This window comes from Pyxidicoccus sp. M6, assembly GCF_055568925.1.
On the sequence record NZ_CM145714.1, the window covers coordinates 1527347 to 1550852 of the forward strand.

Sequence of the window (23506 nt, forward strand, 5' to 3'; positions counted from 1 at the left end):
GAGTCCGGACGGAAGGTCTTCGAGAGCCACTGCTCGATTTCAGCGTGGCTGGCCGTGGAACCCATGGAAGGATGCCGCCAGAGGGGAGAACACACACCATGCACCGCATCCTGTCGCTCGTCGTGTCCGTGGGATTGTTGCTCGCGCCGTCCGCCGTCCGGGCCCAGAAGGAACAGTCCATCCAGTTCGTGAAGAAGGGCTACGTCGTCGGCGACACCGACACGACGGACCTGCACGTCGCGCTGAAGATGAACTTCGTGGTCCACGGGCCCGAGATGGAGCCCGAGACGCTGAACGTGTCGAGCACCACGAACGAGCACTACACCTACACGGTGCTTGCCGTGAGCAAGGGCGGCATCGACCGGCTGAAGGTCGCCTTCGGGGAATCGTACGAGGAGGCGACGGAGGAGGACCAGACGGCGCGCAAGGACAGCCCGGTCAAGGGCAAGACGTATGTCGCGGCGCTCGAGAAGGGGAAGGTGGTGGTGACGGACGAGGCGGGCAAGGCCGTGTCCCAGGAGGAGCAGGACGCCGTGAAGGAGCGCATCCCCAAGCTCGGCAAGGTGGACCCGGTGGAGGCGGCGCTGCCCGACAAGCCCATCCGGCTGGGTGAGTCGCTGGACCGCTTCGCGAAGGTGCTCGCCAAGGAGGTCCTCGAGCAGGAGGACGACCCGACGACGCGCTTCACCGGCACGAAGGTCAAGCTCGCGGAGGTCACGAAGGACGCGCGCGGCACCGTGGGCACCTTCCGCGTCACCTCGACGATGACCCTCAAGGACCCCGAGGCCCCCCACGTGATGACGGTTCCCCTCGAAGGGACGATGACCCTCCTGGCGGAAGGGGTGAAGATGGTCGAGTTCAGCCTGGCCGGCCCCGTCAAGCTGACGTTGAAGCCCGAGCTGCGCAAGCGGGGCCTGACGGTGGAGGGCGACGGGTCGATGAAGATGAGCGTGAGCTCCCCGAAGCAGCAGTGAGGCCCGTCAGGGGCTCGGGGTGAGCAATGGCCCCGTCCGCCTTCCTGCATGGCGTGCAGCGTATGTCTGTCATGGCCAGATGGGATGACGTGTTGCGTTGGTGTTGCTGCGTCGCGGCAGAAAGGTGACCTGCTCGGACGGTCGACGGCCCTCCGGCGGGGCGGTGCCGTGACATGCTGCTGACAAAGGATTGTCAGGCTGGAGGGTTAGAGGGTTTCACATGTTCCTGCACGCGCTCGGCCACTTCCACCCGCCCAATGTCCTGACGAACGCCTTCTTCGAGGAGCTCGGACTCGACACGAATGACGCGTGGATTGTGGAGCGGGTGGGCATCCGGACGCGGCACACGGTGCTGCCGCTGGACTACCTGCGCGAGACGCGCAACCGCGACGTGCGCGCGGCGCAGGAGGCGGCCCTCTTCAGCAACGCGGAGACGGGACGGCGCGCGGCGCTGATGGCGCTGGAGCGCGCGGGGCTGAAGCCGTCGGACATCGGCCTGGTGGTGGCGGGCGGGTGCAGCCCGGACGAGTGCATTCCGGCCGAGTCCAACCGCGTGGCGCAGTTGCTGGGCATCGACGCGCCGGCGGTGGACCTGCAGAGTGCGTGCTCGTCGTTCTGCATGCAGCTGCACTTCCTCACGGGAATGCGGCCGGAGCGGCTGCCGGACTACGTGCTCGTGGTGAACATGGACAACTCGACGCGCGTGGTGGACTACACGGACCGCTCCAGCGCGGTGCTGTGGGGCGACGGCGCGTCGGCGGCGATTCTGTCCCCGCGCATTCCCGGGCGCTGGCTGGTGACGGAGACGCTGCTGGCGGGAGACCCGGCGGGCGCGGACAAGGTGCGCGTGCCGCGCGTGGGCCACTTCACGCAGCAGGGCGGCGAGGTGCAGAAGTTCGCCATCCGCCGTGCGGGCGAGACGTTCCAGGAACTGCGCGGGCGCTACCTGGCGAAGCACCCGGAGAAGGGGCAGGGGGACGTCACCTTCATCGGCCACCAGGCGAACCTGCGCATGCTGGAGTCGGTGCAGCGCCGCTGCGAGGTGCCTGACGCGCGGCACTTCTTCAACGTGAATGTCCGTGGCAACACGGGCGCCGCCGGGGCACCGAGCGTGCTGAGCGAGCACTGGGATGACCCGTCGGTGGGCGACACCGTGGTCCTGAGCGTCGTCGGCAGCGGGCTCACCTGGGCGGGGGCACTGCTGGAGCGCACGGCGGTGAAGCCGTAGTCCGCACGGCGCTGGCTGTACTTCGATTGCTGACCTGGGCTGTCTGAAGTTCCGTGTCGGCGTCTTCTGGTATTCCTCGGAATTCCTGGAGGTGCCATGGAATGGACTGGCGAGCCCGCCTTGTCGTGAGAGCCCGAGGTGCGGGGGCGCTGGCGTTGATGGGGTTGGTGCTGCTGTCGGGCTGCCAGGGCTGGGGAGGACAGCGGCTTGAGCCGTGGCTGGAGAGCGCGCCGCTTCGCTATCACTCCGCCTCGCCGCCGCCCTTTCCGAGGCTGGCGCCACGTGACGATGGGAGCGGCGGCGGCACGCTGGGCGGTGCCGAGCTGGGCCGCTTCATGGCCTTCGTGCGCGAGAAGCAGGAGGCACTGCGCCGCCCGAAGGTGCCCGAGTCCGAGCGCCGCGCGGGAGAGGCCGCGCTGCTGGAGTTGCTTGCGTGGCTGCACGGCCGGGGTGAAGAGCAGCTCGCGCGAGAGGAGCCGGAGGAGGTGTACCTGCGCTTCAAGGTGGCGCGGGTACAGGCGAGCCGCGAGGCCGAGGCGCGCGACAGGGTGGTGGAAGCGAAGCTGGAGGAGCACTGGCGATGGGCGCGAGAGCGCAGCCAACTCCTCGCCGAGCGCCACTTCCGCAAGGTCGGCCGTGAGTGGCTGGTGACGGAGAGTCCGCTGTTCGAGGGGGCGCAGGATGCACTGTCCTCGGCGGTGCTGGCCTGGGCCTATTCACACACGCAGGACCCGGACTTCGCGCGCAAGAGCCCGGAGGAAGTAGCGGTGTACCTGCTGGCGAAGCGCGGCGCGCTGGCTACGGCGTTGGCGCTGGGCAACGCGTCGCCACCGAACCTCGATTGGGTGCCCGAGGCTGTGGAGGGCGTGCCCGTCGAAGAGGCGCTGGTGGAGTTGGCGGTGGGGGTGTTGCCGCTGGTGGGGGACTCGGCGGACCTGCTGGGCGCGGCGGTGGGCATCAGCGTGCTGGGACGGGAGCTGAGTCCCGAGGAGCGTCTGCTGTGCGCGGTGGCCCTGCTGATTCCCGTGGTGGCGGGCAGCATGTTGGCCGAGGGCGTCGATGCCTCGAAGGCCGCGCTGCTCACGGGGCGCTCCTTGCAGGAGGCGCAGGTGCTCCAGCGCGTGGCGCAGCACCTGTCACCCACGGATGGAGAGCGGGTGCTGCGGATGCTGAGGCGGGCCGGGAGGGGCGAGAAGGTGTCCGCCGAGGAATTGAAGTGGATGCAAGTGCTGGCGCAGCGCCTGCACGGCCCGCTGGCTGAAGTCGCGGCGGCGGTGAAGGCCGGAGCACGCGTGCCGTTGCTGGGCTCGCGTGCCACGGCGGAGGGCATGCGACTGGTGCCGGGCAGCGCGGAGCATCTGGCACAGGCGTGGGTGGACTACCAGTTCCGCAACCCCGGTAAGTACCCGCACTTCAAATTCGCGCCGGATTCGAAGTGGGAGCGGATGTACCGCACGGTGTTGGAGAACAAGGGCCGCGGTGGCGAGTTCGAACAGCAGGTGCTCAAGGCGCGCGGCCACGAGAAGAACACCGCGATGATGTTGCCGCCGCCAGGGAAGGGGGCAGAGAAGGGCTTCATTCCGGACTCGGTGTTGGGCAATCCCGGGGAGCTGGTGTGGGGGCGTCCCTATCGTTTCGTCGAGGTGAAGGGCTGGGCGGAGATGCCATACACCGGAAATCTCAAGAACATGGTCGACTATGTGAAGGAGTTTGGTGGTCACATCAAGGTGTACTTCCGCTCGGCTCGCCATGGTCAGGGACAGACGGTCATTACCCGCCCCCTGCGAGACGAGCTCAAGGAACTCGCCGACCAGGGACGGGCGCACGTAGATTGGTATCCCTGAGTCTTGCGATGGCCTCTCGTTCAATCTTTACGAACATTCACCTCCCACCAGGCGCTCCGTCGACGACAGTCGTACGGAGAATCATTCGGCTTGCCTTTGAGGAGTATCGCTGGTTCCCGCCCGCCTCGTCGTCGGGCTTCGGAGCGGCGGCGCGCCTGAATCCCAAGGCTCCTGACTATGAAGCCCTCCTCGCCCATTACGACGAGCGCCAGAGCATCTCCATCTGGGACAGCAGGGAGGAGGATTTTCTGGGCATCCACACTTCGGCGCGGACGGAGTTCCCATTTGTCGGCAGGCTCACCTGGGCCGTTTCGATTGAAGAGGAACGGTTCGCGGGATGGTTCGACGCTCACCTGCATCAGGTAGTAGAGGTGATGCGTCTGGTGGGCTCCTATCTGGCGGAGGCCGGAGTGAGTGAAGATGAGTACCGCAAGAAGGAGCGGTTCATCCCCAGCCCCCATGGCGTCGGCACCCGGCAGACCTTCACCCTGCGAGACCCGAGCGAAGGGCTCATCGGCCTCTTCTGGCGCAACTTCTTCGGCCCGCCCTTCATCCGCCTGTTCGGTGAGCGCCTCAACTCCCTCCCCCCGGACACGTACCGTGAGCTCGGAGACGGGCTCGTCCTGGTCCAGCCGTACACCCTGCCAACAGTGGCCATGACGCCCGAGGGAGACGCCACCGAGCAGCGCCTCATCACCGTGCTGGGCCCCGAGTGCTTCTACGACCACGAGCACCACCGCAAGCCCACGCGTGTGCCGGAGCTCACCGTCCCTTCCACCTGAACCACCGGCCGGGCTCCAATCCCACGGAGCCCGGCCTCCTGATTCACACGGGACTACGGCGTCGCGCTGCCTACCGCGAAGACGAGGTCATCCGCGTCCGGGCGGTAGTACAGGTCCGGGCACCCGGTGCTGGGACCGAGGTCGCTGAAGTCGCCGATGACGGCGCGGATGGCCTGCACGGCGCCCTGCGGGAGCACGAAGGTGGCCGAGTACGTGTGGGCGCCGGGGCCCGTGGCGGCCTGCTCACTCCGGATGGTCCACACGGGGTTGTTCGCGTTGGACGCGTGGAGAATCTGCACCCCGTCATCGGTCCAGCCCCGGTAGAAGCCCTTCGGATACCACTGGTCGTAGCTGCTGTTCCACGCGCTCACGTCCACCCGCACCGTCTTCCCCGGCGCCAGCGGGCTGCCGTCCGTGGTGGCGATGCGGATGCGGTCGATGGACTCATCCGCGTGGTAGGCGCCGGTGTTGTCGTCCGCGCAGCTGCCGAACAGCGTGTTGGGCGCCTGGGGCTCGACGTTGGTGCCGCGCCCGGCGAGGCGCAGGCCCGTGTCGCAGACGGGGCCCGCGTTCACGCACGTGCGCGCGCCGCGTACCGGGTCGAAGCTCGCCGTACCCGGCGTGTTCACCGTGAAGGCCACCGGTGCGCTCCGTGCCACATTGAAGGCGGCGTCGTACGCGCGCGCCTCCAGTGTCACCGGGCCGTTGCCGTCCACCGAGGGGTCATAGGCGAACTGGAACGGCGCGGAGGTGTCCGTCAGCCGCAGCCGGCCGTCCACCCACAACTCCGCCCGCGTCACGCCCACGTTGTCGGAGGCGACGGCGGTGAGGGCCACCGTGCCCTGCAGCGTGCTGCCCGCGGCCGGGCCGCTGAGCTGCACCTGGGGCGCCACCGTGTCGCCCACCGTCCCGAGGAACGCGGTGGACACCAGCCGGTTGGGCGAGCCCGTGCCCGCGTTCGTCACCTTGCCGGTGATGGCGTTGGCCGTCAGCGCGCTCGCGACGGTGGCCGGCGAGGCGGTGGGGTTGGCCTGGAGGTACAGCGCGGCCACGCCCGCCACGTGCGCCGCGGCCAGCGAGGTCCCCGTGGCGCTGCTGGAGAGGGCGTCATCGGCTGTGCCCAGCGACGAGGGGAGCCCCTCGCCCGGTGCGAAGAGGTCCACGCACGAGCCGAAGTTGGCGTTGGCCACGCGCGCGTCGGCGCGGGTGGTGGAGGACACGGTGATGGCCTCCGGCGCGTGCGCGGGGGACGAGTTGCACGCGTCCGCCGTGCCGTTGCCCGCGGCCACCGCGTAGACGACGCCCGCGTTCGCCGAGTTGCGCACCGCCTGGTCCAGCGCGGAGGACACCGCCGTGGTGAAACTCATGGTGGCCACCGCGGGACGGATGCGGTTGGCCGTCACCCAGTCCACGCCAGCGATGACTTCCGAGGTGATACCCAGCCCCCGGCAGTCCAGCACGCGCACCGAGTGTAGCGTCACGCCCTTGGCCACGCCGTACGTGCTGCCGCCGACGATGCCCGCCACCAGTGTGCCGTGGCCGTAGCAGTCCGTGCCAGCGGAGCCGTCGTAGGCGGAGTTGAAGTCCGCCGTGGCCCGGCCCTGCAGCTCCTGGTGGGTGAGGCGCAAGCCGGAGTCGATGATGTAGACGTGCACGCCCTTGCCGGTGGCGTTGTGCGTGTAGTTGCCGTCCAGCGGCAGGTTCACCTGGTCGATGCGGTCCAGGCCCCACGGCGCACTCGTCTGCTGGCTCGCGGCCTCCACCACCGAGTCGGGTTCGACGGACTCCACGCGCGGGTCGGCGCGCAGGGCCTCCATCTTCTCGGCGTCCAGTTCCGCCACGAAGCCACGCAGCGCATGCCGGTAGACGTGCCCCACCTTCGCGCCATGCCGCTTCGCGAGGTCCGTCGCCACCTCCGCCACGTCCGCCCGCATGGCCTCCGCGTGTACGCCGTCCGACGACGCACCCTTCAGCACCACGATGTACCGGTTGGCGATGGCCTGCTGCTCCGGGGCCACGGCCCGGGGCTCGCTCCGTGCGGCGCCCGGCTCCGCTCCACCGCCGCACCCCGTCACCACCAGCGCGGCCAGGACTCCCGTCAGTGACTTCAACCCATGATTGTTCACGCGTGCTCCTTGTCCGGGATGGATGTTGCGTGAGGCATCATAGATACAGCTCTGACAAAGCTGCTTAAGTAGCAAAATAGTCCATAACTGAAGTCCAGGCCGCGCGGACACGTGGGTCCGCGCGGCCCGGACGCCGTGCGGCTACAGCACGGAGAAGCTGACCGTGTTGCTGGTGGCCGTCTCCGTGCCCGCCGTGGCGGTGGCCGTCACGCGGTGCGTGCCGCGCACGCGCGCCGTGTAGTTCCACGTCGCCTTGCCGTTGGCATCCGTGGACGCGGTGAGCGTGTCGGTGAGGCCGTCAGGACGGACGACGCTGAAGCGCACGCTGGCCTGCGCGGAGAGGGTGCCGCGCGTCACGGCGGTGGTGAGCGGCACCAGGCTGTTGCGCTTGTAGCTGGTGGCCGGCACCGACAGCGTGGCCTTCAGCGGCGGCGGAGTGACGTCCACCGTGAAGGCGCCCGTCGTCGTGCTCGCGCCCGTGTGCGAGGCCGACGCGTTGAGCGTGTACCGGCCGGACGCCGTCTCCGGCGGCGTCACGGTGAGGCCCACCGAGCCGCTCGCGCCGGAGGCCAGCGTGAGCGCCGTCTGCGCGAGGCTGTACGTCCAGCCCGCCGGCACCGTGGCACCCAACGCGAAGCTGCTCGCGGCGCACGCCCCGTTGTCGGTGTTCTTCACCGTCATCGTGAAGGCGAGCGGCTTGCCCGCCTCCACCGTGCCCGAGGCCGGCGTGAAGCTCACGACGGGGGCATTGCGCACGCACACCACGCGCGCCTCCAGCTCCGCGCCTCCGACGAACGTGCCGTCGTCACGCAGCACGCCCAATTCGAAGAAGCGGCTGCCCGCGCCCGCATTCGAAGGAGCCGTGACAGTCAGGGTCGCGGTGGCAGTGGCCCCGGGCGCCACGGTGAGAGACGGCGCGGAGAGCACCGAGCCCCACGGGTCCGTGTCCACATCCAGCGTGAAGGTGGACGCGCCGCACGTCGCCGCGTCGTGGTTGGTGAGCGTCAGCGTGTAGCTCGCCGAGCCGCCCGGCACCACGTCCACCGTCGCCGGCAGCGCCGTGAAGGTCGGCGCCGCGCGCGTGCACGGATTCACGCTGACGGTGGCCGTGGCGGTGGCCTCCACCGTGTAGCCGTCCCGGAGAATCTGCACGTCCACGTCGTAGGTGCCCTGCGCGTCCGCCGGCACCTGCTTGTACATGGTGAACTCGAACGAGCCGCCAGCCTCGATGTCGAAGCCGAACGGGTCGAAGTCCGTGCTCCATCCCTGGGGCAGCGTGGACGCGGGCTCGAAGTACATCCAGCCGCACGCGCGCGTGTCGTGGCTGATGACCGTCACGCCGAAGGCGGCGGTGGTCCCCGCGGTGACGACCTGCGAGCCGCGGTCGAAGCGCACCTCGACGGAGGCCGTCTGGCAGGGCGGAATCACGTCCACCGTGTCGTCCAGGGTGGTGCTCTCGCTGTCGCGCGAGACGGTGACGTCCACCGTGTACGTGGCATACGGGGCGTCCTCCGGTACCTGCTTGGTGAAGTAGAGGAAGCGCTGCTTGCCCGGCTCCACGGTGACGGTGGCGGGAAGGTTCGTCGTCGGCCAGCCCGCGGGCATCGACGTCGAGAGCTCGAACGTGGAGGTGGGGCAGCCCACCGTGTCGTTGTTGGTGATGCTGAGGCCGCTGTCCACCTGCCAGCCCGGCGTGGCGTAGTCGTACCAGGTGTCGAACGTCACCGTCGGCGGCGCGCGCACGCACGGCACGGGCTCGTAGTGGACGCTCACCGTGACGCCCGCGGGCGTGGCGCCGTCCACCGACAGCCGCAGGTTGGTGTACGGGTCCGTCCACGTGCCGGGCAGGAAGGCCGGGTCGTTCCACGCCACCGTCTCCGGCGTGAAGTCCAGGAGGTGCGTGTAGCTGCCGGTGGTCGCGTCCTCGTAGTGCACCACCGCGCCGCCGAACACCTGCGAGCCCACGGTGACGTCGTAGTCGCCCACGGGACGGCGGGCCTCCAGCCACAGCCAGCCGTCACCGTGGAAGCCGCGGCGCACCTTCAGCGCCTGCAGGCCGCTGCCCAGCGGCGCGGACAGCGGGGACAGCGTGAAGGTTGCGTCCGTGCCGTCCACCGTGGCCACCGCGCCGGGCTCCAGCCAGCCCAGGCGCGCCTTGTGGGGCGCGGCGTAGTGGCCCAGGTTCCAGTCGCCCATGGTGGAGAAGTGGTCGCCGTACTCGGTGCGCGTGCCCGCCGCGCCCACCGGGCCCAGGGCCTCCGCGCCGAAGTCACGCGAGCTGGCGTGGTGCAGGGTGAGGTTGTGGCCGGCCTCGTGCGTCACCAGCTCCACGCCCAGGTCATTCGGGGTCATGTACTCGGCGCGCAGCCACGACGTGGAGGCGGTGATGGGGCCGTCCTGCGTCTGCTGCGTGCCGCAGGCCAGCGTGCCCAGGCCGCCGTAGGAGCAGCTCGTGCCCGTGGCCTGCGGGTGGACGATGAAGATGCGGTCATACTGGCGGAAGTCCACGTCCGCGTCGGCCGCTGCAATCGCCGCCACGCGCATCGCGTCCGACTCGCTGCACGCGTAGCCCCGGTCCAACGTGTACCAGCCCACCACGTCGCCGCTGGCGCTGGTGCGGCCCTGCGACGCCTCCTGCCAGAAGCGCGTCAGCGAGCGCTGCGTGGTGGAGAAGAACACCTCGCGCACCTGCTCCACGGTGAGCGTCTGCGGCTGGAAGGGGAAGGTGGCGAGGATGACGAGCGTGCGCTGGTCCCCCGTGGACGTGCACGCGGACGTGGCGGACAGCGCCGAGCGCACCGGCACCACCTCCGCGTCCTCCGCCGCCACCTTGGTTCCCAGCTTCAGGCCCACCACGCGCACGCGCAGGCCGCTGCGCAGGTCGCCAGCCGGCGCGTTCGCGAAGCGCACCTGGAGCCGCTCGCCCTTCACTCGCAGCACGTGCTCCGTGCGCGCTTCCGTCCGCGTGGGGCTGTCCGAGATGAGGACCTCCAGCTCACCTTCATACGCACCGCGCTCCTCCAGCTGCGGCGCCGCGTCCGGCTGCTTGCGCGCCAGGCTCGCGCGCACCGAATCCGGCAGGCCGAGCGCCAGCGCCGCGCCCGCGTCCACGTCCATCAGCGCGGACAGTGCCTCCGCGCGCTCGCGGAGCAGCGGCGTCAGTCCCGCCTTCGTGCCCCGGCGCAACCGCGCGTTGAGCCGCGACACCTGCTCCTTCAGCGGCGCGACTTCAGGCCGCGTGGGGGCCTGGCCCTCCGTCGTCGCGGGGGCCGGCGCGGACGGCGCGGGCTCCTCCTGCGTGGCGCAGCCCACGGCCAGCGCCAGCGTCACTACCAGTAACGTGCGAAGCATTCCCTCTCCCGGATGAACGGCGGCCCCGGCACGAGGAGCGCGCCTCACGGGCCGCCGCGCGCGCGCCTTGTGCACTGGAGCACTGGATGTTTTCAACATCACTCCAGCACCGCGGGGCGCTGCGTCCGCGTCGCCACGCCGAGTTGTCCTCGATGTCGCCCTCCCGTGTTACGGGACAGGAGTGTGTTCACCGTCCCGGCACAGGAGGTGTGCCGACCTTCACGCCCCGTCGTCGCCGTCCACTGGCGCACAGCCCCGCGGTTTCAGACGGTGGCGGAGCACGACGTCCGTGCGCACCGTTCGCGGTACCGGATTGAGCGGGGTTCGGGGGTCGGACGCATGAGAACTCAGGCGTGGCGCGCGTGCGTGCGGTGGCTCGTGCTCGGCGTGGTGCTTGCCGTGGGCACGGCCCACGCGGGTCAGCGGGAGGTGGGCGGCGTCGACATGCCGGACACCCTGACGCTGCACGGCCGCAGGATTGCCCTCGCGCACATGCAGTTGCAGAAGCGACTGTTCTTCAAGGTCTACGTGTGGAGCCTCTACCTGGAGGAACAGCCGCGCACCGCGACCGAGGCCATCGCCTCCAACTCCGTCAAGCGGCTCCACTTCCGCTTCCTGCGCAACATCAGCCGCGAGCAGCTCGTGGGCAGCCTGCGCGACGGGCTCCAGAAGAACCCCGACCTCCGCCAGGGACCCATGGCCGACCAACTGCGCGTCATGCTGTCCTCGCTCAAGGACGTGCGGAAGGGCGAGGACCTCGTCATCACCTACCTGCCCGGCGCCGGACTGGAGATTGGTGGCGGCGCCAGCGGCGGGGCCTTCATCCCCGGCAAGAGCTTCGCCGACGCCCTCTTCTCCGTCTGGCTGGAGGCCCACCCCATCTTCCCCCGCTGACTTCGAGTCCGACGCCCCCCGAGCGGGCAGTCATTTGCGCTCAAAATAGTATAGAGGTTCTCCCTGACCCGGGCCGCCGCTGGCGGTAGTCTGGCGGCCCAATTCACTGCTGTCGGGAGGACACGTACACATGCGGACACGGCTGGTTCTGGCGGCTCTCGTCGCGCTCTCCACGGGCTGCGTCTCGAAGGGGAAGTTCGAGGCCAAGACGCTGGAGGCGGAGCAGCTCGCCAAGGGTCTCAATGACGAGAAGGGCGCGCGCGCGGCCGCCGAGGAGAAGGTGAAGGCGCTGGAGGCGGAGCGCGAGGCGCTCAACACCCGGCTCTCCACCGCGGAGTCGCGCCTCACCACCGCCGCGGCCGAGCGCCGCGGCCTGGAGGAGCAGCTCGCGCAGGTGAAGGCCCTCAACGATGAGCTGGCGCGCAACTCCAAGCAGCTCGCCCAGGCCAAGGCGGAGCTGGAGAAGAAGAGCTCCGAGTACGAGAGCCTCGCGCAGAGCCTCAAGCAGGAGATTTCCGACGGCAAAATCGAGCTGTCCGAGCTGAAGGGGAAGATGACCGTCCAGCTCAAGGACAAGATTCTCTTCGCCTCGGGCTCCGCGCGTGTGGGCAAGGAGGGCGAGGATGCGCTCCGGAAGATCGCCGACGCGCTCAAGACGGTGCAGGGGAAAATCATCCGCGTGGAGGGCCACACGGATGACGTGCCCACCGGTGGCGGCCAGTTCCCCACCAACTGGGAGCTGAGCCTGGCGCGCGCCATGGCCGTCGTGCGCAGCCTCCAGGACGCGGGCGTGGACCCCACGGCCCTGTCCGCCGCGGGCTACGGCCAGTACCAGCCCATCGCCCCGAACGACTCCCCGGAAAACCGTTCACTCAACCGGCGTATCGAAATCGTTCTCGCGCCGAAGTAACACCCAATCCGCAGGGCCGTATATGAGGGGCTCGGCACCTGCCTGCCCCCCATGAAAACACTCGCCCTCGTCCTCTTCCTCCTCGCCGCCGGAGCCCGGGCCCAGGCTCCGGCGCCCTCACCCGACGCCGGAGCCACCGAATCCGGCGCACCCAATGGGGACGCCACCGACGCCGGCGCACCCACGGGCGTGCTGACGAAGCCGCCCGCGCTGCTGCGCCAGGTGGAGGCGACGTACCCGCCGGAAGCCGCCGCCCAGCAGCTCGAGGGCACGGTGGTGATGTTCATCGACATCTCGGAGACGGGCGCCGTCACGAATGTCGAAGTCACCCAGCCCGCCGGCCACGGCTTCGACGAGGCGGCGGTGGAGGCGGTGAAGCAGTTCCAGTTCGAGCCCGCCGAGGTGGACAACGTCCCCGCCCCGGTACGCATCCAGTACGCGTACCAGTTCGTCTTCCGCCCGGCCCCGCCGCCCGAGAATCCCGACGGCGGCGCGGCCGAGCCCGAGGCGCCGGTGAATTTCAGCGGCCAGGCGCTGGAGCGCGGCACGCGCAAGCCGCTCAACGGCGCGGAGGTGGTGCTGCCGGACCTGGACCTGTCCACCGTCGCGGATGCCGAGGGGCGCTTCTCCTTCAGGGGCGTCCCCGTGGGCACCCACGAGGTGCTCGTCGTTCTGGGCGGCTATGACCGCTTCCGCACCAAGGAGACCATCACCGAGGGCAAGGAGACGCGCGCCACGTACTACGTGCAGAAGCGCATCTTCAGCCCCTACGAGACGGTGGTGCGCAGCGAGCGCGAGCGCAAGGAGGTGACGCAGACCACCATCCAGGTGGCCGAGGTGCAGCGCATCCCCGGCACTCAGGGCGACACGCTGAAGGTGGTGCAGAACCTGCCCGGCGTGGCGCGGCCGGCCTTCAACGGCGGCCAGCTCATCATCCGCGGCACCAGCCCGCAGGAGTCCGGCGTCTTCCTCGACGGCCAGCGCATTCCGCTGCTGTACCACTTCGGCGGCCTCACCTCCGTGTACAACTCGGAGCTGCTGGAGGCGGTGGACTACCTGCCCGGCAACTTCTCCGCGTACTACGGCGACATCACCGGCGGCGTCATCAACGTGCGCAGCCGCGAGCCGCGCATGGACCGCATCCACGGCACCGTGGGCGTCAGCCTCGTCGAGTCCAACGCGGTCATCGAGGGTCCGATTACGGAGACGCTCGGCTTCGTGGTGGGCGGCCGGCGCTCGTACATCGACCTGGTGCTGGGCCTGGTGCCGGAGGGGGATGACGGGCCCAGCCTCCAGACGGCGCCGCGCTACTACGACGCGCAGCTCAAGCTGGTGTGGAAGCCCCTGCCGCGGCACGTCTTCTCGATACAGGGGCTCACCTCGCGCGACAGGCTGGGCCTCGTCTTCGACCGGCCCGCGGACAACGACCCCACCGTCAACGGCAACCTGGACGTCACCACCGCCTTCAATCAGCTCCGGCTGCGCCACCAGTACCGTGGTGACGCGCTCACCCTGGACACGCAGGCGCTGGTGGGCAACACGCTCCTCGACTTCTCCATCGGCGCCCGCAACCTGCGCATCGACTCCACGGACCTGAACCTGCGCTCCACCGTCGAGTACTCCTTCGGCGAGCCGCTCAGCCTCGCGGGCGGCGTGGACGTGGTGAGCAGCTTCGCGCGCGTCACCGCGCACGTGCAGTCCCCTCCGCGCGAGGGCGAGCCCCCCACGCCCACCGTCACCGACGAAATCCTCGACATCGACGGAGACTACGTCCAGTACTTCCCCTCCCTGTGGGTGGAGGCCCGCTGGCGCCCCTTCAAGCAGTTGCTGCTGGTGCCGGGCGTGCGCGCCGAGAGCTACGTCTTCACGGACCAGGAGTCGCCGCGCCGCACGCTCAACCCGCGCCTCGCGGTGCGCTACTCGCTCTCGGACACCGTGACGCTCAAGGGCGGCGCGGGCGTCTACCACGGCCCGCCGATTCAGGATGAGCCGAGCGCGGCCTTCGGCAACCCGGACCTGAAGGCGAAGCGCTCGCTCCAGTACGGCCTGGGCGCGGAGTGGCAGCCCCGGCCCGAGTGGTTCGTCAGCAGCGAGGTCTTCTACAACGATTTGGACGACCTCATCGTCCGCTCCAGCGCCAACGTGGAGCGCGACGGCGAGGTGGTGCCGGAGCGCCTCAAGAATGGCGGCGTGGGCCGCATCTACGGCCTGGAGGTGCTGATTCGCCGCTCGCTGACGGACCGGCTCTTCGGGTGGATTTCGTACACGCTCAGCCGCAGCGAGCGCCGCGACGCGCCCGGCGCACCCTGGCGCCTCTTCGACAATGACCAGACGCACGTGCTGACGGCGATTGCGTCCTACAAGCTGCCCCGTGGCTGGGAGGTGGGCGCGCGCCTGCGCTTCGCCTCGGGCAACCCCACCACGCCCGTCACCGGCGCGGTGCGCGACGACGGGAATGACATCTTCGTGCCCCTCTACGCGGGGGTGAACTCGGCGCGGCTGCCGTCCTTCAACCAGCTGGACATCCGCGTGGACAAGAACTTCGTCTTCGACAAGTGGACCCTGGACGTCTACCTGGACCTGACGAACGCCTACAACAACCCGGCGGTGGAAGGCATCGCCTACAACTACAACTACTCCGAGAGCGCCTACTTCGAGGGCCTGCCCATCCTCCCGATTCTCGGCGCCAAGGGGAGCTTCTGAGCATGCGCCCGTCCATCTTCGTCCTGCTGGCCGTGCTGCTCGCCGCGTGCGGTCCCGACTTCGAGCTGCAGAGTGAAATCCGCCGCGTGCGCGTGCTCGCGGTCCGCACCGAGCCCGCGGAGTGGGTGCTGCCTCCGGACAGCACCACGCCACCCGGGCCGATGACGTTCAGCGCGCTGGCGGTGTCCGGCGACGGGCGCCCCGTCACCGTGAGCTTCGCGCTGTGCCGCTTCAGCACCAACCCGTATGACGGCCGCTGCCCCGGCGACAACGGCGTCCCGCTGCCCGAGGGCGTGCTGTCATTGGACGACCCCAACGTCCAGGCCGTGCTGACCGAGGCCCTCCAGGCGGCGAACCCCGGAGGCGGCGGCTCGGTGGACCCGAGCGACCCGGCGCTGGCCGAGGCGCTCCAGGAGGGCATCCCCATCTTCGTCGGCTACGAGGCCACGGATGGCAGCGGCACTCCCGAGGGCACCGAGCGCGGCGTGCGCCGCGTGACGCTGCGGGCCGCGTCCGTGCCCAACCAGAACCCGGCGGTGTCGGACATCCTCTGGGAGGGCGCGTCGCTCGCGGGGCCGCTGCCGTTGAGCCGGGAGGTGACGTTCACCCCGGTGCTCGCGGAGGGCAGCGCGGAAGTCTACGAGGCGGAGGACGGCCCGCACACGGAGCAGGTCTTCTACAGCTGGTTCGCCACCGGTGACGGCGAGGTGAAGGAGTTCCGCTCGATTGAGTCGGTGGATGACCTGCCCGGAGACCCGACGTCGAAGTACGACACGCCGGCCGCGCCCCAGCGCATCACCATCTGGGTGGTGGCGCGCGACGGGCGCGGCGGAGTGGGGTGGCTGAGCCGCACGGTGGACGCGGGCCCGTAGGCCTCAGGCCGGGGGCCTCACACCCACTTCAGCGTGAAGCGCACGAGGTCGCCCCGGCGCTCCACCTGCTCGTGGGTGACGAGCTTCCCGAACTCGAACAGCAGGCCGCGGAAGACGCCGAGCATCATCGCGGGCGGCACGCGCGTGCCGCACTCCATCACCACGGAGCTCTTCGTGAGGGACACGGTGACGAAGGACTCGTTGGCCGGGCGGTCGCGGACGACGTCCCTCGACAGCGCGTCGAAGTTGCCGAAGACCTTCTCCAGCGTGTCGAAGCCGGCGGCCTTCGTGTAGTGGAAGGTCTTCTGCACGGAGGCCTGGGCGATGGCGGCCATCGTGACGTCGCCCAGCTTCGCGTGCAGGTCGTTGGCCATCTGCGCGTACTCGTCCATCGAGTACCAGGCGTCGTCCTGCATCTCCGCGATGCGCTTGCGGTGCTGCGGGAAGAGCAGCGCCGCGCTGGCTCCGAGAAGCGAGCCCATGACGGCCTTGAAGTAGGCCCCGATAATCAGTCCTGCTGCCATGTTGGTTGTGTTCGCCGCCGCGCGACGTGCGCGAGCGGCCCCCTTTTGCACGCAGGATGGCGCGACGCGCGCGAGCGGAGGAACGGGTCCGTCCCGCCTCACGTCGAGGCTGCTTCCTCCTCAGGTGCCCAGATGGGCCGCCGCACGCCCGAGGCCCTCGGCCACCGAGGTGAAGGCATCCGCGGTGCGCACGCGCTCCTCTCCGAAGCGGCGCACATAGAGCTGACGCACCGCGGGAATCTGCGACGAGCCACCGGTGAGGAACACCGCGTCGATGTGCTCGCCCTCGGGGTGCTTGGCGAGCAGGCCCTCGGTGCACTGCCGAAGCTCGTCGAGCAGCGGCTGGCTGAAGGCTTCGAACTCGGCGCGCGTAATCGGCTCGTGGAGGTTGATGCGCGCCTCCTCGAAGTCCACCGTCGCCACGTCCTCGCGCGACAGGCGCACCTTGGCCGCTTCAATCGCGCGGAAGAGCCGGTAGCCCAGGTTGTCCATGACGAGGTCGTGGAGCGCCTGGATTTCGGCCTTCTTGTCGCTCGTCGCCAGCATCGTCTCGAGGAGCTCCTGGGTGGACTTCTCGCGGATGAAGGACATCTCGTGCCAGGAGAGGAGCTTGGCGAGGACGTGCTGCGGAATGGGCAGCCGCTTGTCGCTGAAGCCGCGCACCCGGTACGTGGAGCCGGCGCCGAAGCGGGGCAGCAGCTTGTGGCGCATGATTTCGGCGTCGAAGCGGTCACCACCGATGCGCACACCGGTGGAGCCGACGACGTCCGGCCGCCGGTCCTTGTTGCCCCGGCGCGAGGGCCCCAGGCGCATGAGGGTGAGGTCGGTGGTGCCGGCGCCGAAGTCGGCCACGAGGACGAGCTCGTCGCGGGTGAGCTGCGCCTCGTAGGCGAGCGCGGCGGCGATGGGCTCGATGAGGAACTCCACCTTCTGGAAGCCGGCGAGCTCCGCGGCGCGCAACAGGCGCTGCTGGGCGAGCGCGTCCGCCTCCGCGTCCGGCGTGAAGACGGCGGGGCGGCCGAGGATGACCGCCTCGGGAGGGCCGCCCATCTGGGCGCCGGCCGCGTCGCGCACGCGGCGCAGGAGGACGGCCACCAGCTCCTCAATCGTGTACGTGCGCCCCTTCACCTGGGTGGCGCGGAAGGAGGACGAGTGGAGGAAGGACTTCACGGACTGGATGAAGCGTCCGGTGTTGTCCTCGAGGTAGCGGGCGATGGCGTCCGCGCCCGCGTAGATTTGTTGCTCGTCGTCCGGGAAGAAGAGGACGGAGCGGAACAGGCGCGGCTCCGAGGTGTGGGGCTGCAGGGGCAGCACCGTGCCGTCGGGCAGCGCCGCGGCGGTGTTGCTGGTTCCGAAGTCGAGTCCGCAGGCACGCATGGGGGGGCGCCCCTTACCGCCAAAGTCCCTTCAAGGGTAGCGCTGAGTGCGGGGGGCTACCCTCTGGTGGGCAGGCGGGGCGGCGGGCGCACGCAGGGGGTGTGGGTTGGTTCCTCCGAGGGGCTCTCCATCTTTTCTCTGTCACTTTCACGACAGGAGACAACCATGAAATTCCGCGCGGGGTGGTTGCTGGCCGGAACGGCGGCGCTGGTGCTGGGCGTGGGCTGTGAGGAACGGAGCAAGAGTCGCTCGGAGCAATCGAGCGAGCAGGCGTCCGCGGGCAACCAGGTGGAGCAGGCGCAGGAGCGCTCGGAGAACGCGTTCGACAAGGCCAAGGACGCGCAGGAGAAGGCCAGCTCGGAACAGAAGGAGGCCGCCAACGCGCAGCAGGACCTCCAGGGGAAGCAGAAGGAGCTGCAGGAGGCCCAGGCCCGCGCGGGCAAGGAGTCGCAGGAGGCGCAGCAGGCCCAGCAGGGCGCGCAGCAGCAGACGCAGGCGGCCCAGCAGGAGGCCCAGTCTGCGCAGGCCAGCGCGGTGGACGCGCAGAAGAAGCAGCAGGAGGAGCTGTCCAAGCAGAACCAGCAGGCGCAGCAGCAGGCGCAGCAGCAGTCCGAGCAGCTCCGCCAGCAGTCGCAGCAGCAGCCGGTGGCCGTGGCGCCTCCGCCCTCGCAGCCCTCGCAGGAGCAGCAGCAGACGGCCCAGGCCCAGCCCTCGCAGGAGCAACCGCAGCAGACGGCCCAGGCGCAGCCCTCGCAGCAGCAACCGCAGCAGACGGCCCAGGCACAGGGCGCGCAGGCCCAGGGCTCCGAGCAGCAGATTGTCGGCGAGGTGCTGACGTCGAGCGAGCAGGAGGTGCTCCTGAGCTCGCGCGGTGAGCCGCAGCTCCGCCTGCAGATTGGCCCCCAGACGCAGGTGACGGTGGACGGCCGTCAGGCGAGCGCCGCGGACATCCAGGAGGGCAGCCAGGTGCGCGCCTCGTACCGCACGGACCAGAGCAGCGGTGAGCCGCAGGCGGTGCGCATCGAAGCCACCACGCAGGTGAAGCCCACCGCGCCGGCAGCCCCGGAGAGCGGCGAGTCCACGCCGGGCGCTCCGTCGCAGCAGCAGCCTTCTCAGCAGCAGCCCTCGCAGCAGCAGTAGCCGCCGCTCTGCCCACGCCCGGCGCGTCTTCGCCGGGCGCTCGGTCGCGGTAGGAGCCCGCGCAACAGCAATGGCCTCGGGACACCCCACCAGGTGGAGGCCGGGCCCCAGGTCGACGGGCGCTGTCTGCTTCTCCAGCGCCTGGAGAATCTGTCCATCGACATAGGCACCGCTGGCGAAGAAGCCCGCCACGCCGAGGCCGACCACCCCGAGCAGGATGAGCAGGTATCGCATCGGCGGCCTCAGACGGCTTCGTCCACGACGCGGTTGCGCTGCACGCCGAGGTCGATGCCGCCATCACGGCAGTGGATGCGTGCTTCGACGACGTCGCCGGCCTTCAGGTACTGGGGCCGCTTCGCCTGCGCCTTCAGGAAGAGCTCCCACTTCTTCCGCTCGGGCAGGAGCGCCGCGAGCCGCTGCTTCGCGGGCGAGGGAATGGAGAGCGCACAGCCGGCGGGCGTCCCGGTGGCGATGAGGTCTCCGGCGAAGAGGTCCTGCACGCCCGACAGCTCGGTGAGGGACTCCGCCGGGCCGAACACGAGGTTCGCCGTGGAGTCGCGCTGCCGCACCTCGCCGTTGACGGTGAGCTCCAGGTGGAGCTGCGCCAGCCGGGGAATGTCTCCGGGCTCCAGCAGGCAGAGGTACGGCCCGACGGGGCCGAAGGTGCGGTAGCTCTTGCCCTTGTAGAACTGCATCTGCGGAATCTGGATGTCGCGCGCCGAGTAGTCGTTGACGATGACGACGCCCGCGACGTGCTCGTGCAGGGTGGCTTCGGTGACGCGGGTTCCGCGGCTCACGTCCTGTTTGAGCACCAGGCCCATCTCGACCTCGTAGTCGAGGAACCGCACGTGCGAGGGCTTCACCAAATCACTGTCGGCGGGCACGATGCAGCTCTGCGCCTTGGTGAAGAACATGTTGAACGTCTTCACGTCCGGGTCCATCCCCGACTCCACCATGTGCTGCCGGTAGTTCGCGCCCTGGCAGATGAACTGCTGGTTGCGCGTCACCGGTGACAGCAGCCGGACCTCCTCCACGGAGGGGCCCGGGCCTTCGAGCGCGGAGAGACTTGCGACGGTGTTGCCGCGAACGAAGTCGCCCGTCGTCGGGAAGTCGCCGGGAACCGGCGTGAGCCGTCCCTCGCGCACCACGCCCCACCGGGCGCGGCCCTGATGCTCGAAGTTCATGACGTGCAGTGGCATGGAGGTGTCCTTCCTGGGAGTCCGGTAGGCGCTAGCCGAAGAGACGGGCGAGGGTGCGCAGCTTGTCGAGGCTCAGGTCCGGGCTGCGACGCAGGTTCCGCAGGATGCGCAGCAGCGACAACGGGGTGAGCACGGGCCGCGAGAAGCTGCGCGGCATGGGCTCGCCCCACTGCGCCATCGCCTCGCGTGAGGTGGGGTGCACGCCGGTGGGGACGTCGGCGGTGAAGAGGTCGCCGTCGGTGTAGTGCTCGTGCTTGTCCCCGTATGGGTCATGCCAGTAGTCGAAAATCTGGCTGCCGAGGACGTGACGGCCCACGCCCCACGCGTGCCGCCAGCCCTTGTCCCGCAGCACACGGTGGCCCATTCCCACCGCGTCCGTGTCCACGACCTCGTAGGCGCTGTGGCTGTACGTGGCCACCACGCCCTGCGCGAGCGCCAGCGTGTGGTGGTCCGCGGGCTCCTCGCCCAAATCCAGTCGGAGGAAGGCGACGGCCGGCGAGCCGTCCGGCAGCACCTGCACGTCGGAGGCGAGGAAGCCGAAGTGCTGGAGGTACCAGCGGGCCGTCTCCTGGAAGTCCACCACCTCGAGGACCACGTGGCCCAGGCGGATGACGTCGGGCGGTGAGGGCGGCGGACGCTGCGTGCCGTTGATGCGTGGGCGCGCATCCGCGGAGTTGAGCAGCAGGGGCGCGCGATGGGGCAGTGCCCCGGCCTCCGCCGCGCCATGGACGGCGTGCACCGCGAAGCCGGAGGGGTCCGTCAGCCGCACGCGCTCGCCACCGCCCGGCCAGGAGGACGGCTCCACCGGAGAGGCACCGGGAAGCGCCGCGAGCCTCTCCAGGTCCTCTCGCGAGCCCACGCGAAGGCCGAGTCCGGCGAAGCGCGGTCTCGGGCCTCGGAGGGCCACGTAGCAGAACGGCGCCGGGCCCGTGCCTCGCAGGAAGAGGGCCTCGTCCGTTCGCGCGGCCACGCGCAGGCCGAAGTCGGTGAGGAAGCGCTCGGTGAGGTCGAGGTCGGGGCGCTCGAACATCAGCCACGCGAGTGCTCGCGCCTTCACCGTCGGGTGCGTGTGGCGGACCAGGGCAGGGGGCGGAATGGGCGGCATGGACGCGGCTCCAGCGCTCAAGGGTGGGGGGAAGGCCCGGCCACGTGCGGCGTGCCGAGCAGGAGGAGGGACTCTCGGACGAGGCGACTCACCTCGCTCACGGGGCCGTCGTGCAGCACGGTGCGGTCCGGCCGGACGATGGCCGCCCAGCCGAAGGGCGCCGCGCCAGGAATCAGCGCTTCGTGCAGGTCCTCCCACGAGTCGCCATGGGCCACGCGGTGCAGCCGCTGGCCCCGGTGCCGGAGCTGCACCACCCGGCCGCCCGCGGCGGTGAAGTCGGCCCGCGCCGCCGCGTCGAGCCCCGCGCCGGCATCCCGGCCGAAGCCGAGCAGTGTCAGAGAGGGCCCGAGCACGTCGTCACTCAGCCGCACCGCGCCGTCGTCCCCTCGCAGCCAACCCTGGGGCAGCGGGCCGCCGCGGACGAGCCGAAAGCGCGAGCGCCCCGGGACGAACAGCCCCCGCGTGAAGCGCTGCCGGGGCTTGAAGTCCCGCTCCTCCATCCAGTCGCGCAACAGCGGCACCCACCGGAGCAGCCGCATCAGGCCGTGCGTCACCATTGCCATGGCGGCACTGCCAGGCATCACCAGCCGGCCCATCAGTCGGGCGAGGGCAATCATCCTCCGCGCGTGCGGACGCCGCTCGGTGTCATAGCTGTCGAGGATGGCGGGCGCAGCGCCGTGCCGCAGCACCCAGGCGAGCTTCCAGCACAGGTTGGCGGCATCCCGCAGGCCCGCGACGAGCCCCTGGCCGATGAACGGAGGGGTGATGTGCGCGGCGTCGCCGGCGAGGAACACGCGTCCGCGGCGGAAGGCATCCGCCGTGCGCGCGTGGAAGCGGTAGACGGCCTTGCGCTCGACGTGCATGTCCTCGGGACGGCCCCAGCGGGACAGCAGGCGCCGCACGCCCTCGTCGCTGGAGAGCTCCTCGCGCGACTCCCCGGGGCGCAGCATGAACTCCCAGCGCTCGCGGTCTCCTGGCGCCACCATGTGCGGCGTCGGCCTCGCCGGGTTGCACAGGAACTCCACGTGGTCGATGGGCCGGGGTACGTGCTTCGCGTCCACAATCAGCCAGTCCTCGGCGTAGGTGTGTCCCGCGAAGTCCAGCCCGATGAGCCGGCGCACGGTGGAACCCGCTCCGTCCGCCCCGACGACGTACGCCGCCTCCACCTCGGACGTGCCTCCGTCGTCGTGCTTCAGCCTCGCGACGACGGCTTCACCCCGGTCCTCCAGTGCCATCAGCTCCACGCCAGGGGCCGTGTCCACGCAAGGAAGGGAGGAGACTCTCGCGCGCAGCGCCTGCTCCAACTCGGGCTGGAAGAAGGTGACCAGCTTCGGGTGCCCGTCGATGACGCCCGTGGTGTCGAGGCGCGCGAACTCGCCGCAGTACGGCGAGTGCATGCGCACGTGGGGAATCGCCAGCGTGGGGAAGGCGCCCTCGGGCAGGCCGCAGAGCTGGAGGATGCGCAGCGCCTCGTAGTCGAGCGCGATGGCCCGCGGGTGCATGAGTAGCTCCCGTGAGCGGTCGATGACGAGCGTGCGCACGCCATGGCCGCCCAGCAGGCTGGCCGCCGCGGCCCCGACGGGGCCGAAGCCGACCACCAGCACCTCCACCTTCATGGGTACGGAGCTCATGTTTGAATGAATGCGTCAAAAGTGATGATTTTGTCAACTTTGACCAGCTGCTATACTGGTGGCCGCTCGACAGCTCGAAGCCATGCCCAAGCCCGCCGCCCCGAAGCGTCCTCAGCGAAAGCGTCAGTCCTCGAAGCCCGCGAAGGTGGAACCCACGGGAAAGGAGCCGCGCGGTGCGCGTCGCAAGCGTGAGACTCGCGCGCGGCTGTTGGACGCGGCGCTGCGACTGATGTCGGAGCGGGGGATGGAGGGGGTGGCCATCAACGAAATCACGGAGGCCGCCGACGTCGGCTTCGGCTCCTTCTACAACCACTTCGAGTCCAAGGAGGCCATCCACGGCGCGCTGATGGACACCGTCTTCGAGGGCTTCGCCGACGCGCTGGACAGGCTCACGGTGGAGACCACGGACCCGGCGGAGGTCCTCGCCGTCTCCATCCGCCACACCCTCCTGCGCGCGCGGCGGGAGCCGGTGTGGGGACGCTTCCTGATGCGCGAGGGCTCGTCGGCCCGCGTGGTGTCACGCGGCCTCGGGCAGCGCCTGCTGCGCGACATCCAAAGGGGGCTCGAGGCCCGGCGCTTCAAGAGCGATGACCCCTTGATGACCTTCATCGCCGTGGGCGGCACCATCCTGGGTGCGATTTCCGCGGAGCTGCAGTACGCCGTGCCCGGCGCGCCGCAGGCGGAGCTGCTCCGTGGCTTCGGCCTGAACGCGGAAGCCATACCGGAGCGGGCCGCCACCCAGGTGCTGCGCACGCTGGGGCTGTCCGCGGCGGAGGCGGCGGCCGTCGCGCGGCGGCCCCTTCCCGAGGGGGAGCTGGCCCCGGAACCGGTGGAGTAGAGCACCGC

17 protein-coding genes are annotated in these 23506 nt (G+C 70.0%); 10 read left to right on the forward strand and 7 right to left on the reverse strand.

What is annotated here, in order from left to right; genetic code table 11:
* Positions 1–98: 98 nt before the first annotated feature.
* The 4 genes from ACVTJA_RS06490 (at position 99) to ACVTJA_RS06505 (ending at position 4828) form a co-directional block, all read left to right on the forward strand.
* Entirely contained in the window at positions 99–974 is an 876-nt protein-coding gene (locus tag ACVTJA_RS06490; protein WP_465834717.1) for a hypothetical protein, read from the forward strand.
* A 220-nt stretch (positions 975–1194) separates the two neighbouring features.
* Complete coding sequence (locus tag ACVTJA_RS06495) at positions 1195–2202, forward strand: 3-oxoacyl-ACP synthase III family protein (protein ID WP_465834719.1); 1008 nt, start codon at positions 1195–1197, stop codon at positions 2200–2202.
* A gap of 125 nt (positions 2203–2327) precedes the next feature.
* On the forward strand, positions 2328–4046 hold the full coding sequence (locus tag ACVTJA_RS06500) for a hypothetical protein (RefSeq protein WP_465834721.1): 1719 nt from the start codon (positions 2328–2330) through the stop codon (positions 4044–4046).
* 374 nt (positions 4047–4420) lie between these two features.
* On the forward strand, positions 4421–4828 hold the full coding sequence (locus ACVTJA_RS06505; RefSeq protein WP_465834722.1) for a hypothetical protein: 408 nt from the start codon (positions 4421–4423) through the stop codon (positions 4826–4828).
* Between the two features lie 53 nt (positions 4829–4881).
* On the opposite strand, the gene ACVTJA_RS06510 is transcribed toward ACVTJA_RS06505, so the two are convergent.
* Both ACVTJA_RS06510 and ACVTJA_RS06515 read right to left on the reverse strand, forming a co-directional pair.
* A complete protein-coding gene (locus tag ACVTJA_RS06510) occupies positions 4882–6954 on the reverse strand; it encodes a S8 family serine peptidase (protein ID WP_465834724.1) in 2073 nt (690 codons plus the stop codon).
* A gap of 141 nt (positions 6955–7095) precedes the next feature.
* On the reverse strand, positions 7096–10305 hold the full coding sequence (locus ACVTJA_RS06515) for an NEW3 domain-containing protein (protein WP_465834725.1): 3210 nt from the start codon (positions 10303–10305) through the stop codon (positions 7096–7098).
* Between the two features lie 339 nt (positions 10306–10644).
* Here ACVTJA_RS06515 and ACVTJA_RS06520 point away from each other — a divergent pair, with 339 nt between their 5' ends.
* The 4 genes from ACVTJA_RS06520 to ACVTJA_RS06535 all read left to right on the forward strand — a co-directional run bounded on the left by ACVTJA_RS06520 (position 10645) and on the right by ACVTJA_RS06535 (position 15684).
* Positions 10645–11199, forward strand: coding sequence for a chalcone isomerase family protein (locus tag ACVTJA_RS06520; RefSeq protein ID WP_465834727.1), 555 nt, complete (start codon positions 10645–10647; stop codon positions 11197–11199).
* A gap of 130 nt (positions 11200–11329) precedes the next feature.
* Complete coding sequence (locus ACVTJA_RS06525; protein ID WP_465834729.1) at positions 11330–12109, forward strand: OmpA/MotB family protein; 780 nt, start codon at positions 11330–11332, stop codon at positions 12107–12109.
* 51 nt (positions 12110–12160) lie between these two features.
* A complete protein-coding gene (locus ACVTJA_RS06530; protein ID WP_465834731.1) occupies positions 12161–14812 on the forward strand; it encodes a TonB-dependent receptor domain-containing protein in 2652 nt (883 codons plus the stop codon).
* Positions 14813–14814: 2 nt separating this feature from the next.
* A complete protein-coding gene (locus ACVTJA_RS06535; RefSeq protein ID WP_465834733.1) occupies positions 14815–15684 on the forward strand; it encodes a hypothetical protein in 870 nt (289 codons plus the stop codon).
* A 17-nt stretch (positions 15685–15701) separates the two neighbouring features.
* Here the strand turns inward: ACVTJA_RS06535 and ACVTJA_RS06540 are convergent, their stop codons facing one another.
* Positions 15702–16208: a hypothetical protein gene (locus ACVTJA_RS06540; protein ID WP_465834735.1), complete on the reverse strand. Its 507-nt coding sequence runs from the start codon at positions 16206–16208 to the stop codon at positions 15702–15704.
* A gap of 120 nt (positions 16209–16328) precedes the next feature.
* Positions 16329–17585 carry an Hsp70 family protein gene (locus ACVTJA_RS06545; protein ID WP_465834736.1) on the reverse strand — a complete coding sequence of 419 codons (1257 nt, stop codon included), beginning with the start codon at positions 17583–17585 and terminating at the stop codon, positions 16329–16331.
* A 165-nt stretch (positions 17586–17750) separates the two neighbouring features.
* On the opposite strand from ACVTJA_RS06545, the gene ACVTJA_RS06550 reads away from it, so the two are divergent.
* Positions 17751–18725, forward strand: a complete 975-nt coding sequence (locus ACVTJA_RS06550; RefSeq protein WP_465834738.1) for a hypothetical protein — start codon at positions 17751–17753, stop codon at positions 18723–18725.
* 242 nt (positions 18726–18967) lie between these two features.
* On the opposite strand, the gene ACVTJA_RS06555 is transcribed toward ACVTJA_RS06550, so the two are convergent.
* The 3 genes from ACVTJA_RS06555 to ACVTJA_RS06565 are packed head-to-tail and all read right to left on the reverse strand — an operon-like array spanning position 18968 to position 22660.
* Complete coding sequence (locus ACVTJA_RS06555; RefSeq protein WP_465834740.1) at positions 18968–19924, reverse strand: fumarylacetoacetate hydrolase family protein; 957 nt, start codon at positions 19922–19924, stop codon at positions 18968–18970.
* A gap of 31 nt (positions 19925–19955) precedes the next feature.
* Positions 19956–21029 carry a 2,4,5-trihydroxytoluene oxygenase gene (locus ACVTJA_RS06560; protein WP_465834742.1) on the reverse strand — a complete coding sequence of 358 codons (1074 nt, stop codon included), beginning with the start codon at positions 21027–21029 and terminating at the stop codon, positions 19956–19958.
* A 17-nt stretch (positions 21030–21046) separates the two neighbouring features.
* Positions 21047–22660 (reverse strand): bifunctional 3-(3-hydroxy-phenyl)propionate/3-hydroxycinnamic acid hydroxylase, encoded by a 1614-nt coding sequence (locus ACVTJA_RS06565; protein WP_465834744.1) that lies wholly within the window; start codon positions 22658–22660, stop codon positions 21047–21049.
* Between the two features lie 145 nt (positions 22661–22805).
* Here ACVTJA_RS06565 and ACVTJA_RS06570 point away from each other — a divergent pair, with 145 nt between their 5' ends.
* Positions 22806–23498 (forward strand): TetR/AcrR family transcriptional regulator, encoded by a 693-nt coding sequence (locus ACVTJA_RS06570; RefSeq protein WP_465834745.1) that lies wholly within the window; start codon positions 22806–22808, stop codon positions 23496–23498.
* The last annotated feature ends 8 nt before the right edge of the window (positions 23499–23506 follow it).

Coding starts and splice junctions, on each gene's coding strand:
- ACVTJA_RS06540 (WP_465834735.1), bottom strand. CDS start 16,208: ATGGCAGCAGGACTGATTATCGGGGCCTACTTCAAGGCCGTCATGGGC.
- ACVTJA_RS06515 (WP_465834725.1), bottom strand. CDS start 10,305: ATGCTTCGCACGTTACTGGTAGTGACGCTGGCGCTGGCCGTGGGCTGC.
- ACVTJA_RS06560 (WP_465834742.1), bottom strand. CDS start 21,029: ATGCCGCCCATTCCGCCCCCTGCCCTGGTCCGCCACACGCACCCGACG.
- ACVTJA_RS06550 (WP_465834738.1), top strand. CDS start 17,751: ATGAAATTCCGCGCGGGGTGGTTGCTGGCCGGAACGGCGGCGCTGGTG.
- ACVTJA_RS06505 (WP_465834722.1), top strand. CDS start 4,421: ATGCGTCTGGTGGGCTCCTATCTGGCGGAGGCCGGAGTGAGTGAAGAT.
- ACVTJA_RS06520 (WP_465834727.1), top strand. CDS start 10,645: ATGAGAACTCAGGCGTGGCGCGCGTGCGTGCGGTGGCTCGTGCTCGGC.
- ACVTJA_RS06545 (WP_465834736.1), bottom strand. CDS start 17,585: ATGCGTGCCTGCGGACTCGACTTCGGAACCAGCAACACCGCCGCGGCG.
- ACVTJA_RS06555 (WP_465834740.1), bottom strand. CDS start 19,924: ATGCCACTGCACGTCATGAACTTCGAGCATCAGGGCCGCGCCCGGTGG.
- ACVTJA_RS06495 (WP_465834719.1), top strand. CDS start 1,195: ATGTTCCTGCACGCGCTCGGCCACTTCCACCCGCCCAATGTCCTGACG.
- ACVTJA_RS06525 (WP_465834729.1), top strand. CDS start 11,330: ATGCGGACACGGCTGGTTCTGGCGGCTCTCGTCGCGCTCTCCACGGGC.
- ACVTJA_RS06530 (WP_465834731.1), top strand. CDS start 12,161: ATGAAAACACTCGCCCTCGTCCTCTTCCTCCTCGCCGCCGGAGCCCGG.
- ACVTJA_RS06535 (WP_465834733.1), top strand. CDS start 14,815: ATGCGCCCGTCCATCTTCGTCCTGCTGGCCGTGCTGCTCGCCGCGTGC.
- ACVTJA_RS06565 (WP_465834744.1), bottom strand. CDS start 22,660: ATGAGCTCCGTACCCATGAAGGTGGAGGTGCTGGTGGTCGGCTTCGGC.
- ACVTJA_RS06490 (WP_465834717.1), top strand. CDS start 99: ATGCACCGCATCCTGTCGCTCGTCGTGTCCGTGGGATTGTTGCTCGCG.